14 protein-coding genes are annotated in these 14,240 nt (G+C 74.2%); 12 read left to right on the plus strand and 2 right to left on the minus strand.

The annotated features are described in order from the left end of the window. The first annotated feature begins 32 nt into the window (after positions 1–32). The 6 genes from ACYVJ4_RS13665 to ACYVJ4_RS13690 are packed head-to-tail and all read left to right on the plus strand — an operon-like array spanning position 33 to position 7,301. A complete protein-coding gene (locus ACYVJ4_RS13665) occupies positions 33–2,183 on the plus strand; it encodes a putative bifunctional diguanylate cyclase/phosphodiesterase (RefSeq protein ID WP_460460683.1) in 2,151 nt (716 codons plus the stop codon). A 4-nt stretch (positions 2,184–2,187) separates the two neighbouring features. Beyond that, complete coding sequence (locus ACYVJ4_RS13670) at positions 2,188–2,715, plus strand: DUF5317 domain-containing protein (protein WP_460460684.1); 528 nt, start codon at positions 2,188–2,190, stop codon at positions 2,713–2,715. Then, entirely contained in the window at positions 2,712–3,869 is a 1,158-nt protein-coding gene (gene dxr / locus ACYVJ4_RS13675) for a 1-deoxy-D-xylulose-5-phosphate reductoisomerase (protein WP_460460685.1), read from the plus strand. Before ACYVJ4_RS13670 ends, dxr begins: the two co-directional genes overlap by 4 nt. Continuing rightward, positions 3,866–5,212: a M50 family metallopeptidase gene (locus ACYVJ4_RS13680; RefSeq protein WP_460460686.1), complete on the plus strand. Its 1,347-nt coding sequence runs from the start codon at positions 3,866–3,868 to the stop codon at positions 5,210–5,212. The genes dxr and ACYVJ4_RS13680 overlap by 4 nt, the downstream gene beginning before the upstream one ends. Positions 5,213–5,258: 46 nt before the next feature. Beyond that, positions 5,259–6,401, plus strand: coding sequence for a flavodoxin-dependent (E)-4-hydroxy-3-methylbut-2-enyl-diphosphate synthase (gene ispG / locus ACYVJ4_RS13685; protein ID WP_460460687.1), 1,143 nt, complete (start codon positions 5,259–5,261; stop codon positions 6,399–6,401). A gap of 51 nt (positions 6,402–6,452) precedes the next feature. Beyond that, on the plus strand, positions 6,453–7,301 hold the full coding sequence (locus tag ACYVJ4_RS13690; protein WP_460460698.1) for a GNAT family N-acetyltransferase: 849 nt from the start codon (positions 6,453–6,455) through the stop codon (positions 7,299–7,301). A 71-nt stretch (positions 7,302–7,372) separates the two neighbouring features. Here the strand turns inward: ACYVJ4_RS13690 and ACYVJ4_RS13695 are convergent, their stop codons facing one another. Continuing rightward, positions 7,373–8,230: a DUF559 domain-containing protein gene (locus ACYVJ4_RS13695; RefSeq protein ID WP_460460688.1), complete on the minus strand. Its 858-nt coding sequence runs from the start codon at positions 8,228–8,230 to the stop codon at positions 7,373–7,375. Between the two features lie 126 nt (positions 8,231–8,356). Then, positions 8,357–8,713 carry a VOC family protein gene (locus tag ACYVJ4_RS13700; protein WP_460460689.1) on the minus strand — a complete coding sequence of 119 codons (357 nt, stop codon included), beginning with the start codon at positions 8,711–8,713 and terminating at the stop codon, positions 8,357–8,359. 62 nt (positions 8,714–8,775) lie between these two features. Between ACYVJ4_RS13700 and ACYVJ4_RS13705 the strand changes: the two genes are divergently transcribed. The 6 genes from ACYVJ4_RS13705 to ACYVJ4_RS13730 all read left to right on the plus strand — a co-directional run bounded on the left by ACYVJ4_RS13705 (position 8,776) and on the right by ACYVJ4_RS13730 (position 14,105). Next, complete coding sequence (locus ACYVJ4_RS13705) at positions 8,776–8,946, plus strand: ribbon-helix-helix domain-containing protein (RefSeq protein WP_460460690.1); 171 nt, start codon at positions 8,776–8,778, stop codon at positions 8,944–8,946. Beyond that, positions 8,943–9,695, plus strand: a complete 753-nt coding sequence (locus ACYVJ4_RS13710) for a VOC family protein (RefSeq protein WP_460460691.1) — start codon at positions 8,943–8,945, stop codon at positions 9,693–9,695. The genes ACYVJ4_RS13705 and ACYVJ4_RS13710 overlap by 4 nt, the downstream gene beginning before the upstream one ends. Then, entirely contained in the window at positions 9,688–10,221 is a 534-nt protein-coding gene (locus ACYVJ4_RS13715; protein WP_460460692.1) for a GNAT family N-acetyltransferase, read from the plus strand. The genes ACYVJ4_RS13710 and ACYVJ4_RS13715 overlap by 8 nt, the downstream gene beginning before the upstream one ends. After that, on the plus strand, positions 10,218–11,483 hold the full coding sequence (locus ACYVJ4_RS13720) for an MFS transporter (RefSeq protein ID WP_460460693.1): 1,266 nt from the start codon (positions 10,218–10,220) through the stop codon (positions 11,481–11,483). Before ACYVJ4_RS13715 ends, ACYVJ4_RS13720 begins: the two co-directional genes overlap by 4 nt. Before the next feature lie 61 nt (positions 11,484–11,544). Then, positions 11,545–13,299 carry a proline--tRNA ligase gene (locus tag ACYVJ4_RS13725; protein WP_460460694.1) on the plus strand — a complete coding sequence of 585 codons (1,755 nt, stop codon included), beginning with the start codon at positions 11,545–11,547 and terminating at the stop codon, positions 13,297–13,299. Further along, on the plus strand, positions 13,296–14,105 hold the full coding sequence (locus ACYVJ4_RS13730; RefSeq protein ID WP_460460695.1) for a sulfite exporter TauE/SafE family protein: 810 nt from the start codon (positions 13,296–13,298) through the stop codon (positions 14,103–14,105). Before ACYVJ4_RS13725 ends, ACYVJ4_RS13730 begins: the two co-directional genes overlap by 4 nt. Positions 14,106–14,240 lie beyond the last annotated feature (135 nt).

Below are 14,240 nucleotides of genomic sequence, written 5' to 3' on the forward strand. Positions count from 1 at the left end.
CCGGCCGTCGGCATCTGCTGATCACCCCACCCATGCGTCCCTCCCGCCTCGGCGTCTACGTCGCCGCGGTGACCGTGCTCGGCACGGTCCTGGCCGCACTCGCGCTGCGCTTCTCGGACCTGCCCGGCCTGCTCTCGAGCACGCCGAAGCCGGTCTGGCTGCTCGCCGTCGGGCTGCTGCTGGGGGAGCTGACGCCGATCCCGGTCGCGCGGGGCGACGACGAGACGTCCGACGTCACGATGTCGACGACCTTCGCCGTCGCGATGGTCGCGACCGGGCCGTTCGCCCTGCTGCTGCTCGTGCACACGCTGGCCGTCGCCGTCGACGACCTGCGCACGCGCCGCAGCCCGGTCAAGGTCGCGTTCAACTTCGGTCAGTACGCGATCTCCCTGGTCGCGGCCCGCGCGGCGTTCTGCGCCGTCGCGGGCCACGACCTGCTGGGCGGCTTCACGGACTTCCGCGCCACCGACCTGATCGCCTCGCTCGTGGCGGGCTTCACCTTCGTCATGATCAACAACGGCCTGGTCGCCGTGGTCGTGGCCCTGGCCAGCGACCAGCCGGTGCTCGAGATGCTGCGCGACGACCTCGCGTTCAAGCTCGAGACCTCCAGCGTCCTGCTCGGCCTCGCGCCCGCAGCGGCCGTGCTGGCCCAGACCAGCGGCTGGATGCTCCCGCTGCTCGCCCTGCCGGTGCTCGCCGTCCGGCGCTCGGCCGCCCTGGCCGTGGCCCGGCAGACCCAGGCCATGCGCGACGCGCTGACGGGCCTGGGCAACCGCGAGCGCTTCTTCGGCCGCACCGAGCGGCTGCTCGGCGCCGCGGCCCGCACGGGTGACCCGCTCGCCGTGCTGATGATCGACCTCGACCACTTCAAGGACATCAACGACACGCTCGGCCACCAGGTGGGCGACCGCGTCATCCAGGCCGTCGGACGGCGGATCCAGCACGCCGGCGGGGACGGCGGCTGCGTCGCCCGGCTGGGCGGCGACGAGTTCGCGGTCGCCCTGCCCGGCGTGGGCGCCGACGACGCGGGCGCCGCGGCCGAGGGCCTGCTCGCCGACATCGTGCGGCCGCTGCAGGTGGGCGGCACGCGCCTGGTGATCCAGGCCAGCGTCGGCATCGCCATGGCCGAGCCGGGCCTGGACGTCACGACGCTGATGCAGCGGGCCGACATCGCCCTGTACGAGGCCAAGCGCGACCGGGCCCGCTGGTGCCTGTACGACGTCGACGCCGCCCCGACCACGCCCGAGCGGCTCAGCCTGCTGGCCGACCTGCGCGACGCCATCGACCACGGCCAGATCTCGGTGCACTTCCAGCCGCAGGTCGCGCTCGTCGGCGGCCGGGTCTCGGGCGCCGAGGCGCTCGCCCGCTGGGAGCACCCCACGCGCGGCGCCATCGCCCCCGAGGAGTTCATCGCCCTCGCCGAGCACGCCGGCCTGATCGACCAGGTCACCGACCTGGTGCTCGAGGAGACCCTGGCCGCGCTCGCCAGCTGGAGCTCGATCGGCCTGGCCTGCCGGGTGTCGGTGAACCTCTCGGCCCGCCAGCTGGCCGACCTCAGCCTGCCCGAGCGGCTGCGGCACGCGCTGCGCCGCCACGGCGTCGGCGCCGGCCAGCTCACCGTCGAGGTCACCGAGTCCAGCATCATGGGCGACCCGCGCCGGGCCGGCCAGATCCTGCACGAGCTGCGCCAGGAGGGCATCCGGATCGCCGTCGACGACTTCGGCACCGGCTACTCCTCGCTGGCCTACCTGCAGCGCCTCGACGTCGACGAGCTCAAGATCGACCGCAGCTTCGTTCAGTCGATGGGGGTCATCGCCCGCGACGACGTCCTGGTGCGCTCGATCATCGAGCTCGCCCACAACCTGGGCCTGTCCGTCGTGGCCGAGGGCGTCGAGAGCCAGGCCCACGTCGAGCGGCTGCGCGAGCTGGACTGCGACGCCGTGCAGGGCTACCACCTCGGCCGTCCCATGGACCGCGACCTGATGACCGCCTGGCTGCGCCGTGACCTGCTGCTGGAGTCCGAGACCGCGCAGCCGCACGGCGTGGCCCCCGCCCTCACCGCGGTGCCGTCGTCCGGCCCGATCCCGGCCGTCGTCCCGAACCACCCCGCGGGCCACCTCGAGACCGTCGGCTCCGCCCACCCCCACCTGCGCTCGGTCGCGAGCGGTCCCGGGCTGGCGTGACGTCGTGCTCGTCCTCGCGCTGGTGGCGCTCGCCGTCCTGACCGTCCCGCTGAGCGGCGGCCGCTGGGCCGCGCTCGGCGGCGTGACGCTGCAGCGCAGCTGGCTGCTCTGGGTCGCGCTGGCCCTGCAGGTGCTCGCCATCGAGGGCCCGGACCTCGGGTGGGCCGCGGCCGTCGTCCACGTCGTGTCCTACCTGCTCGCCGGCTGGTTCGTCTGGGTCAACCGCGAGGTGCCCGGCATCTGGGTCATCGCGCTGGGCGGTCTGGCCAACGGCGTCACCATCGCGCTCAACGGCGGCACCCTGCCCGCCTCGGCCAAGGCCCTGGCCGCGGCCGGGCTCTCGCCGGGCGAGGGCTTCGTCAACTCCGGCGTCGTCCACGACCCCGTGCTGCCGTGGCTGGGCGACGTCTTCGCCTGGCCGCAGCCGCTGCCGCTCGCCAACGTCTTCAGCGTCGGCGACGTCCTGCTCGTGGCCGGCGCCTTCTGGGCGGTGCACCGCCTCGGCCGGAGGCGTGAAACTCTGGCCGCATGAGCCGGAGCGTCGTCCTGCTGGGGTCCACCGGGTCGGTCGGCACGCAGGCGGTCGACGTCATCACGCGCAACCCCGAGCGGTTCCGCGTCACCGCGCTCGCGGCCGGCGGTGCGGACGTCGGGCTGCTGGCCCGCCAGGCGGCCGACCTCGGCGTCGAGCAGGTCGCCGTCGCCCGTGACGACCGCGCCGACGACCTGCGCTCGGCGCTCGCCGCCGCCGGCTCGACGGCCGAGGTGCTGAGCGGGCCCGGCGCGGCGTCGTCCGTCGCGGCCCGCGGCGACGACGTGGTGCTCAACGGCATGACCGGCTCGATCGGGCTCGATCCCACGCTGGCCGCCCTGGGCGCCGGCAGCACCCTGGCGCTGGCCAACAAGGAGTCGCTCATCGTCGGCGGCCCGCTGGTCAAGGCCGCCGCCGCGCCTGGCCAGATCGTGCCGGTCGACTCGGAGCACTCGGCGCTGGCGCAGTGCCTGCGCGGCGGGCGCGCCGAGGAGGTGCAGCGGCTGGTGCTGACCGCCAGCGGCGGGCCGTTCCGCGGGCGACCGCGCGAGTCGTTGCACGACGTCACGCCGGCCGAGGCGCTCGCGCACCCCACGTGGGACATGGGCCTGATGGTCACGACGAACTCCGCCACCCTGGTCAACAAGGGGCTGGAGGTGATCGAGGCGCACCTGCTCTTCGACCTGCCGTTCGAGCGCGTGGACGTCGTCGTGCACCCGCAGTCGGTCGTGCACTCGATGGTCGAGTTCACCGACGGGTCGACCCTCGCGCAGTGCTCGCCGCCGGACATGCGCCTGCCCATCGCCCTCGGCCTGGGCTGGCCCGACCGCGTGCCCGGCGCCGCGGCGGCCTGCGACTGGACGACGGCCAGCACCTGGGAGTTCCTCCCGCTGGACGACGAGGCCTTCCCGGCCGTGGCCCTGGCCCGCCGCGCGGGCTCGGCGGGCTCGACGTACCCGGCGGTCTACAACGCGGCCAACGAGGAGTGCGTCGAGGCGTTCCACGCGGGACGGATCCGGTTCACCGCCATCGTCGACACCGTGGCCCGGGTCGTCGACGAGCACGAGGCGCCGGCCGGCGAGCTCTCGCTCGACGACGTCCTGGACGCCGAGACGTGGGCGCGTGCGCGAGCGCGTGCGATCCTGGACGCGTGACCGCTCTCGCGTGGACGCTCGGCGTCGTGGTGTTCGTCCTCGGCATCGGCGCGTCCATCGGGCTGCACGAGATCGGGCACCTGGTGCCGGCCAAGAAGTTCGGGGTCAAGGTCACGCAGTACATGGTCGGCTTCGGCCCGACGATCTGGTCGCGCCGCCGCGGCGAGACCGAGTACGGCATCAAGGGCATCCCGCTCGGCGGCTACATCCGGATGATCGGCATGTTCCCGCCCAAGCCCGGGACCGACCCACGGTTCGTGCGCGCGACGTCCACCGGGCGCATGGGCCTGATGGTCGACGAGGCGCGCAAGCAGTCGCTCGAGGAGATCCAGCCGGGCGACGAGGGGCGCGTCTTCTACAAGCTGACGGTGCCGCGCAAGGTCGTCGTCATGCTCGGCGGCCCGACGATGAACCTGCTGATCGCCGTCGTCCTGCTGGTGGTGACGATGTGCGGCCTGGGCACCCTCGGCTCCACCACGAACGTCTCGACGGTCAGCGAGTGCATCCTGCCCGCCGGCACGGCCGACCGGCCGTGCCAGGCGTCCGACGCGTCGGCCCCCGCGGCAGCCGCCGGTCTGCAACCTGGTGACCGCCTGGTGCGCTACGACGGCAAGAGCATCGGCAGCTGGGCCGACGCGCAGCAGGCGATCCGGGCTTCCGGCGGCCGCACCGTGCAACTCGTCGTCGAGCGCGCCGGGCAGCAGCTGACGCTGCAGGCGACGATCCCGGTGAGCCAGCGACCGGTGCTCGACGACCAGGGCGAGCCGGTGGTGCGCGCCGACGGCTCGACGCCGACGACCTCGGTGGGCTTCCTCGGCATCTCGCCCGAGCTGGGCATGGTGCGCCAGCCGGTGACAGAGGTGCCCGGTGCCCTGGGCAGCGCGCTCTGGCAGACCGCCGGCGTCATCGTGCGCATCCCGCAGAAGATGGTCGGCGTCGTGCAGGCCGCCTTCGGGTCGGGCGAGCGCGACCCCAACGGTCCGATCAGCGTCGTCGGCGTGACCCGCGCCGCGGGCGAGATCGCCAGCAGCGACGACATCCCGTTCGTGAACACGCCGCGCGAGCGGATCTCGTTCTTCCTCGGCCTGCTGGCCTCGTTGAACCTCGCGCTCTTCGTCTTCAACCTGGTCCCGCTGCTGCCGCTGGACGGCGGTCACGTGGCCGGGGCGCTGTGGGAGGGGATCCGGCGCACCGTGGCCCGCGTGCGCCGTCGTCCGGACCCCGGCCCCACCGACGTCGCCCGGCTGCTGCCGGTGGCGTACGCCATGAGCACCGTGCTGATCCTGATGTCGGTGCTGCTGATCTACGCCGACATCGTCAACCCCGTGCGCCTGGGCGGCTGAACCACCTCGTGCGGGCGCGTCGCCGACGGCGAGCGATACTGGAGGCATGAGCGTCTCCCTCGGCATGCCCGCCGCCCCGCCGCCGGTGCTGGCCCCGCGTCGTCCCTCGCGCAAGATCAAGGTCGGGACGGTCGACGTCGGCGGCGACGCCCCGGTCAGCGTGCAGTCGATGACCACGACGCCCACCACCGACGTCAACGCCACGCTGCAGCAGATCGCCGAGCTCACCGCGGCCGGCTGCGACATCGTGCGGGTGGCCTGCCCCAGCCAGGACGACGCCGAGGCGCTGCCCGCGATCGCGCGCAAGTCGCAGATCCCGGTGATCGCCGACATCCACTTCCAGCCCAAGTACGTGTTCGCCGCGATCGAGGCGGGCTGCGCCGCCGTCCGGGTCAACCCCGGCAACATCCGCAAGTTCGACGACCAGGTGGCCGACATCGCCAAGGCGGCCAAGGACGCCGGCGTCTCGATCCGCATCGGCGTCAACGCCGGGTCGCTCGACCCGCGGCTGCTCGAGAAGTACGGCAAGGCGACGCCCGAGGCGCTCGTGGAGTCGGCCGTGTGGGAGGCGTCGCTTTTCGAGGAGCACGACTTCCACGACTTCAAGATCTCGGTGAAGCACAACGACCCGGTGGTCATGGTGCGCGCCTACGAGCTGCTCGCCGAGCGCGGGGACTGGCCGCTGCACCTCGGTGTCACCGAGGCGGGCCCCGCGTTCCAGGGCACGATCAAGTCCGCGACCGCCTTCGGCGCGCTGCTGTCGAAGGGGATCGGCGACACGATCCGCGTCTCGTTGTCGGCGCCTCCCGTCGAGGAGGTCAAGGTCGGCATCGCGATCCTGCAGTCGCTGAACCTGCGGCCGCGCAAGCTCGAGATCGTGTCGTGCCCCTCGTGCGGCCGGGCGCAGGTCGACGTCTACAAGCTGGCCGAGGAGGTCACCGCCGGGCTCGACGGGCTCGAGGTGCCGCTGCGCGTCGCGGTCATGGGCTGCGTCGTCAACGGTCCCGGCGAGGCGCGCGAGGCCGACCTCGGCGTGGCGTCCGGCAACGGCAAGGGCCAGATCTTCGTCAAGGGCGAGGTCGTCAAGACCGTGCCGGAGGCGCTGATCGTCGAGACCCTCATCGAGGAGGCCATGCGCATCGCCGAGACGATGGACGCCGAGGGGGAGCCCAGCGTCAGCGTCTCGTGACGCGTTCGGCGGTCGACACACGCGGCCTCTTCACGGCACGCTGAGCGCGTGCTGCGCACCGCCACCGCTCTGCGGACCCTCGAGCGTCACGACCGCGACGCGGTGCTCGAGCTGTGCGCGCATGACCCCGTCGCCAACGTCATGGTGGCCGAGCGGGTCGAGCTCGTCGGCAGCGAGCCGGTGCGGCTCGGCGGCGAGCTGTGGGGGCTGTTCGAGCAGGGCCGGCTGGTCTCCGCGTGCTGGTCGGGCGCCAACCTGATCCCCATCGAGGTGCGCTCCGAGGCGGCGATGGACGCCTTCGCCAGCCGGGCTCGCCGCAGCGGGGCGCCCTACTCGTCGCTGTTCGGCGACGCCGACGCGGTGCTCGGGATCTGGTCGCGCCTGCAGGGGTCGGGCTGGCGGGCCCGCGAGGTGCGCGAGCGGCAGCCGCTGTTCACCATCGACCGCGCTCCCGACGTCCCGGCCGATCCGGCGGTGCACCGCGCGACGCCGGACGACCTGCTCACGGTGCTGCCGGCGTCCGTCGCGATGTTCACCGAGGAGGTCGGGTACTCGCCGGTGGGCGCCGACGGCGGGCTGTCCTACCGGCGGCGGGTGGCCGAGCTGCTGCGCCAGGGGCGGACCTTCGTGCGGCGGGCGCCGTCCGGCGAGATCGTGTTCAAGGCCGACCTGGGGTCGGTGAGCTCGACGGTGGCCCAGGTGCACGGCGTGTGGGTCGACCCGCGCTGGCGCGGTCAGGGCCTCGCGGCGCCGGCCATGGCCGCGGTGGTGACCGCGGCGCTGCGCGAGGACGCTCCCGTGGTGTCGCTGTACGTCAACGACTACAACCACCGCGCGCTGGCGGCGTACGCGCGGGTGGGCTTCGAGCGCTCCGGCACCTTCGCCACCGTCCTCTTCTGACCGCAGGGCAGGCAGACAGGCCGGTCCGTGCTCCCTGTGGGCACGCACCCCCCGATGTGCCTGCGCCACGGTCAGCCTCGGCGCACGAGACGGCGCACCGCCTCGGCCACGGCGTCCGGGTCGAGGACCACCTGCTCCCACGTGAAGCGCACGACGCGCCAACCCGCCAGCACGAGCGCGGTGTGCCGGCGGCAGTCGTTCGTCAGGGCCGAGCGCGCGGAGTGGAAGGCGAAGCCGTCGGACTCGACGCCGAGCTTGCGCCGTCGGTCGCCGAGGTCGAGCCGGGCGACGAACGCGTCGTCGTGGAAGACCTCCACCTGCGGCTCGAACCCCTTGATGCCGGCGCCCAGGACGACGGCGCGCGTGGCCGACTCGAGCGGTGACTCCGCTCGCGGGTCGACCCACTGCGCCACCCGGCGGGCTCGGCCGCAGCCACGACCACGCAGCAGGTCCGCGGCGGCGCGCAGGTCGGCCGGCAGCACGAGCCGCTGGCGCACGGCGCTGTCGGCGGCGGCCAGACCAGTGCCCACCGGTCGGGTGCGGGCGAGGTCGAGCACCGTCCGCAGCGGTGAGGTCGCGAGGCCGCGCACGTCGGACGGTGCCAGGTCCGCCCAGTGCAGGTGCGCGCCCTCCGCCTTCTGGTGCGACCGACCGCGGGGGACCGTGACGTGCACGTCCTGGGTGCGAGACGGCAGGTCGATGCCCCAGTGCGCCGCAGCGCTCTCGTGCGACAGGACGCCCGCCAGCCGCACGGCCGCTCGTCGAGGGTCTGGTGCGTGCGGTAGCCCGTACCGCCCGCGGGCCAGCCGGACGACGTCCCCTCGCTCGACGGCTGCGGCCAACGTGGCGCGTGGCACGAGGTGGTCGAGGTCGCGCAGGTGGGCGGCGCCTCCTGCGCGAGCCAGCAGCACCACCGGGTCCACGTGCACCGGACCAGGCTGGCCCGGCGGCCCGGCTCGGCGCTGGCGTCGTCCACAGGCCGCCGCACCGACAGGAACTGGGGCGGGGCCTGCCCGTTCAGACGCGGGTGCGCCCGCCCGGCTCCGGTCGGTGGGTCAGGAGGAGAGCTCGACGAGGACGCCGTGCGGGCCCCGGACGTAGGCGGTGGTGCTGCCCCAGTCGGTGACGGTGGGCTCGAGCACGACGTCGCCGCCGCGCGCGCGGACCTGGTCGACTGCGGCGGTGGCGTCGTCGCAGGCGAGCTGCAGCAGCGTCCCGCCGTGCGGCGCGAGCAGGTCGTCGCGCATCAGCCCGCGGTGCAGCGCGATCGTCGAGCCACCCGCGTGGACCTCGGCGTACCCGCCGGACGGCTCGCCGCTGACCGGCAGGCCCAGCACGGTCGAGAAGAACCGCGCGACCTCCTCGACCTGCTCGTCGGTGGCCAGCACGATCCCCACGTGGTCCAGGCGCATCTCGTCCTCCGTCCGTCGCCGGGCGTTGACGGTCGCCCGGCTAGAGTGCTAGCAATATAGCCATGAGCCCGCCAGCCGTCGACCCCGTCCCGAAGGTGCAGTTCAACGTGTACCTGCCGCCCGACCTCGTCCGGCGCGTCAAGCACCGCGCGGTCGACGAGAGCACGAGCCTGTCGGCGCTGGTCGAGCAGGCTCTGGGGGAGTACCTCGACGCCCGGGGAGGGGCAGCATGAGCGACGTGACCTTGCGACCGGTGCGGTTCACCGACGACGTCGGGGCGGCGCGCGCGTTCTTCGAGCTGCTCGGGCTCGCGCCGCGCGTCGCGTCGGACGACGGCGGCTGGGTCGACCTCGTCGCCGGCGCGGGCGGCATGGTGGCCGTGCACGCCGCACCCACCAGCGAGACGCAGCAGCCGGCCGGGCGCACCACCTACTCGGCCGAGTGCACCGACGCCGACGCGCTCGCGGAGTCGTTGCGCGCCAACGGTTTCGACGACGCGGTCGTGTACGACGAGGCCTACGGGCGGGTGTTGGTCGTCACCGACCCCGACGGCCGCCAGGTGCAGCTCGACGAACGCTCGAGCGACCTGCACGGCTACCAGCGGCAGGACCCGTCCGGCGCCGACCCGCGCTGGCGCGTGCGCGCCGAGGTCGTGACGCCGGACGTCGACCGCTACCGCCGCTTCGTCGAGGTGCTCGGGCTCGCGGACCTCACCGACGTCGTCCCGGGCGACCGGACGACGGCACCGGCGGTCGGTCCGGACGGTGCACCCCGCGAGGCGCTGGCCAGCCGGCTGGTGCTCGTCACCGAGGAGCCGCTGGACCTGGTGGTGCAGCGCCTCCGGGCTGCCGGGCACGCCGACGCGGACGAGGGGGACGACGACGCCCTCACGGTGCGCGACCCCGACGGCGCCACCGTCGTCGTCCGCGCCGGCCAGCTCGCCGGCCAGCTCGCCGGCCAGCCAGGGGCCGACCGTGGCTGAGCCGTTCGACCTGCTCGCCCGCGCGGTCGAGGCGCGGGCGCTGCAGAACGCCGCGCTGCGCACGGTCGCCGAGGCCACCGGGGAGGGCGGGCCCGACGACGGCCCGCCGCCGTACCCGCAGCACGCCGCGCGCCCGGGCTTCCGGGTCGTCGGCGTGCACCGCGACAGCCGCCTGGCCGGGTTCGCCTACGGGGCGGACGCGCTGCCCGGCTCGTGGTGGGACACCTGGGTGCGCGGCGCGATGACCGAGGCCGGCTGCGTCGACCTGCTCGACGGCGCGTTCGAGGTGGTGTCGGTGCACGTCGACCCGCGCCACCACGGCCAGGGCCTCGGCCGCGAGCTCGTGCGGGACCTGCTCGCCGACCGGCCGCACCCCCGCGCCGTCCTCACGACCCAGACCGGCGCGAACCCGGCGCGCGGGTTCTACCGCCGCCTCGGCTTCGGCGAGCTGCCGGTGCAGGTGCCCTACGACGGCGTGGACTTCGTCGTCCTCGCGGCCGACCTCCCGCTCGGGCGGCCCGCGTGAGCGACGGCCTGCGGACGATGCTGCGCGACGACGCCGACTTCCGCCGCTACTTCGCCGCGCGCATCATCAGCCTCGCCGGCGCCACCGCCACCGTCGTCGCGATGCCCGTGCTGGTCTACCGGCTCAGCGGCTCGGCCTGGCTCACGGCGTCGGTCACCGCGCTGGAAGCGTTGCCCTACCTGCTGTTCGGGCTGCTCGCAGGTGCGCTCACCGACCGCTGGGACCGCCAGCGCGTGATGGTCGCCGCCGACGTCGTCAACGCCGTCGTCATCGGCTCGGTGCCGGTGGCGGCCTGGTGCGGCGCCCTGACCGTGCCCCACGTGCTGGCCGCCGCGTTCGCCGCGCAGGCGGTGTTCACCTTCTTCGACGGCGCGAACTTCGGCGCCCTCCCGGTGCTCGTCGGCCGTGCCCGGCTGCCGGTCGCGAACGCCGCCGTCTGGTCGGTCGCCAGCGTCGTCGAGGTCGTGGCACCGCCGGCCGCGGCCACCGCGCTCGGCGTCCTCGCGCCGCACGACCTGCTCGTCGTCGACGCGCTCAGCTTCGTGGCCTCCGCGCTGCTGGTGCGCGCGATCGGCCGCGCGATGAGCGACCCGTCCCGCGAGCGGCAGGCCACGACCGTGCGGGCGGTGCTGGACGACGTCCGGGTGGGCCTGCGGTTCCTGCTGCACCACGGCGGCGTGCGGACGATGACGGTCGTGTGCGCGCTGCAGTCGGCCGCGGGCGGCGGGTTCGTCGCGCTGATGGTCGTGTGGGCCGACCGCACCCTCGGCATCGGCACCCAGGGCCTGCGGTTCGGCGTGCTGTTCGGGGTCTGGGGGATCGGCGGCGCGGTCGCGGCCGCGCTGCTGCCCCGGCTCGAGCGGCGCTTCGGCCCCGAGCGCGTGTGCCTCTGGGCCCTGCCGGCCTCGGCCGTGCTGGGCGTGCTGACGGCGCTCGCGCCGTCGTGGCAGCTGGCCTCGCTCGGTCTGGTGCTGTGGGGGGTCGGCTACTCGCTGGTCGTCGTCAACTCGATCACCTACCGCCAGGTCGTGACGCCCGAGCCGCTGCTCGGCCGGGTCAACACGGCGGGCCGGATGCTGTCGTGGGGGCTGGGCTGGACTGGCGGCGCCGCCGTCGCGGGCGCCCTCGCGGCGCACCTCGGCACCCGGCCGGCGCTGGTGGTCATGGCGAGCCTGACCGTCCCGGCCGTGGCGGTCGCGTGGACGTCGCCGCTGCGCGGCCGGCCCGCCACCCAGCCCGACCAGCCCTCGATATCGGTGTGAGGGGCGTGCCGGACCCCGGTTAGGCTCGGCGCACCGCCGACCCCTTCCAGGAGGACCTGCCGTGATCGCGCGTCTGTCGACCCTGTTCCTGCGCACCCTGCGCGAGGACCCGGCGGACGCCGAGGTGCCCAGCCACCGCCTGCTGGTGCGGGCCGGCTACATCCGCCGCGCGGCGCCCGGCATCTACACCTGGCTGCCGCTCGGCCTGCGGGTGCTGCGCAAGGTGGAGGCCGTCGTCCGGGAGGAGATGGACGCCGCGGGCTTCCAGGAGCTGCAGTTCCCGGCCCTGCTGCCGCGCGAGCCCTACGAGGCCACCGGTCGCTGGACCGAGTACGGCGACAACATCTTCCGCCTGCAGGACCGCAAGGGCGGCGACTACCTGCTCGGCCCGACGCACGAGGAGATGTTCACCCTCGCGGTGAAGGACCTGTACTCCTCGTACAAGGACCTGCCGCTGTCGATCTACCAGATCCAGACCAAGTACCGCGACGAGGCGCGGCCGCGTGCGGGCCTGCTGCGCGGGCGCGAGTTCGTGATGAAGGACTCCTACTCCTTCGACCTGGACGACGAGGGGCTGCAGCGCTCGTACGACGCCCACCGCGAGGCGTACGTGCGGATCTTCGACCGGCTCGGGCTCGACTACGTCGTCGTCTCGGCGATGTCCGGGGCCATGGGCGGCAGCGCCAGCGAGGAGTTCCTCGCCACCGCCGTCAACGGCGAGGACACCTACGTCCGCTCGGCCGGTGGGTACGCCGCGAACGTCGAGGCGGTCGTCACGCTGCCCCCGGCCAGCCGCGGCTGGGCCGACGTCCAGGCCGCGCACGTCGAGGACACCCCGTCGACCCCGACCATCGCCGACCTGGTCGCCTGCGCGCAGCAGCTGTTCCCGGACCGCGAGTGGTCGGCCGCCGACACCCTGAAGAACGTCGTGCTGGTGCTGACCCACCCGGACGGCACGAAGGAGCCGCTCGTCGTCGGGCTGCCGGGTGACCGCGAGGTCGACCTGAAGCGGCTCGAGGCGCAGGTGCACCCGTCCGAGGTCGAGCCGTTCACCGAGGCCGACTTCGCCGCGCACCCCGAGCTCGTGAAGGGCTACATCGGCCCGCAGGTGCTGGGGGAGAACAGCTCCAGCGGCATCCGCTACCTCGTCGACCCGCGCGTGGTCGACGGCACGGTGTGGGTCACCGGGGCCAACACCGAGGGCCGGCACGTCTTCGACCTCGTCATGGGCCGCGACTTCCAGGCCGACGGCACGATCGAGGCAGCCGAGGTGCGCGCGGGCGACCCCGCGCCCGACGGCTCCGGACCGCTCGAGCTGGCGCGCGGCATCGAGATCGGCCACATCTTCCAGCTCGGCCGCAAGTTCGCCGAGGCGCTCGGCCTCAAGGTGCTGGACGAGAACGGCAAGCAGGTCACGGTCACCATGGGCTCGTACGGCATCGGGGTCTCGCGTGCCGTGGCGTCGGTCGCCGAGAACGCGCACGACGAGCTCGGCCTGGTGTGGCCGCGCGAGGTCTCGCCGTACGACGTGCACCTGGTCGCCACCGGCAAGGACGACGCGGTGCTCGTCGAGGCGGAGCGGGTCGCAGCCGACCTTTCGGCGCGCGGGCTCGACGTCCTGCTCGACGACCGTCCGAAGGTCTCGCCCGGCGTGAAGTTCAAGGACGCCGAGCTGATCGGTGTCCCGACGATCGTGGTGCTGGGTAAGGGGTTGGCTGACGGCGTCGTCGAGGTCAAGGACCGCGCGAGCGGCGAGCGCGTCGACGTCCCGGTGGGCGACGTCGTCGACCACCTCGTCGGCGTCGTCCGGGGGTGAGCGCGGCGGTCGGCTGGGTCGGTCTGCCCGACCACGTCGGGGCGGGCACGCTGGCGCTGCTGCTGGTCGCCGCGCTGGTGGCGGGCTGGGTCGACGCGGTCGTCGGCGGCGGCGGGCTGGTGCAGCTGCCCGCGCTGCTCGTCGGCCTCGGGCCCGGCACGGCCGCCGTGCACTCGTTGGCCACCAACAAGATCGCGTCGATCTGCGGGACGACGACGAGCGCGGTCACGTACTACCGCCGGGTCCGGCCCGACCTGCGCACGGCGCTGCCGATGGCCGGCTTCGCGCTGCTGGGCGCGCTCGTCGGCGCCGGCATCGCCCTGGTGCTGCTGTCGTCCGCGGTGCGGCCGGTGGTGGTGGTCGCCCTGGTCGCGGTGCTGGTGCACGTCGTCCGCAACCCCTCGCTCGGGGCCGAGACGGTGCTGCGCCACGCCGGACGTCGGCACCACGTCACCGCGGGCGGCCTGGGCTTCGTGGTGGGCGTGTACGACGGCGCCGTCGGCCCGGGCACGGGCTCGTTCCTGGTCTTCGGGCTGGTCAGCCTGGTCGGGTACGCCTTCGTCGAGGCGAGCGCCAAGGCCAAGATCGCCAACTGCGCCACCAACCTCGGCGCGCTGCTGGTCTTCGTCCCGCAGGGCGCGGTGCTGTGGCGCCTCGGGCTTCTGATGGGCGTGGCCAACGTGCTCGGCGGGTACGTCGGCGCGCGCACCGCCGTGCGCCGGGGCGCCGGCTTCGTGCGCGTCGTGTTCGTCGTGGTGTCGGTCGTGCTGGTGCTTCGGCTCGGCTACGACGTCGTGCGCGGCTGAGCCGACCGCTCGGGCAGCCCGGGGAAGGCGACGGCCGCCGCGCCGCACGTGCGCGCGGCCACGGCGCTGGCCGCCAGCCAGCGGGCCACCTCGACCCGGGCGCCGGGGGCGCTGGCCGCGACCAGGTCGGCCTCG

This window comes from Angustibacter peucedani, from assembly GCF_054779595.1.

What these genes read in the sequence shown, in the direction of transcription:
- ACYVJ4_RS13665 (WP_460460683.1), top strand. Translation starts at nt 33, where the DNA reads ATGCGTCCCTCCCGCCTCGGCGTCTACGTCGCCGCGGTGACCGTGCTC.
- dxr (WP_460460685.1), top strand. Translation starts at nt 2,712, where the DNA reads ATGAGCCGGAGCGTCGTCCTGCTGGGGTCCACCGGGTCGGTCGGCACG.
- ispG (WP_460460687.1), top strand. Translation starts at nt 5,259, where the DNA reads ATGAGCGTCTCCCTCGGCATGCCCGCCGCCCCGCCGCCGGTGCTGGCC.
- ACYVJ4_RS13700 (WP_460460689.1), bottom strand. Translation starts at nt 8,713, where the DNA reads ATGCGCCTGGACCACGTGGGGATCGTGCTGGCCACCGACGAGCAGGTC.
- ACYVJ4_RS13705 (WP_460460690.1), top strand. Translation starts at nt 8,776, where the DNA reads ATGAGCCCGCCAGCCGTCGACCCCGTCCCGAAGGTGCAGTTCAACGTG.
- ACYVJ4_RS13710 (WP_460460691.1), top strand. Translation starts at nt 8,943, where the DNA reads ATGAGCGACGTGACCTTGCGACCGGTGCGGTTCACCGACGACGTCGGG.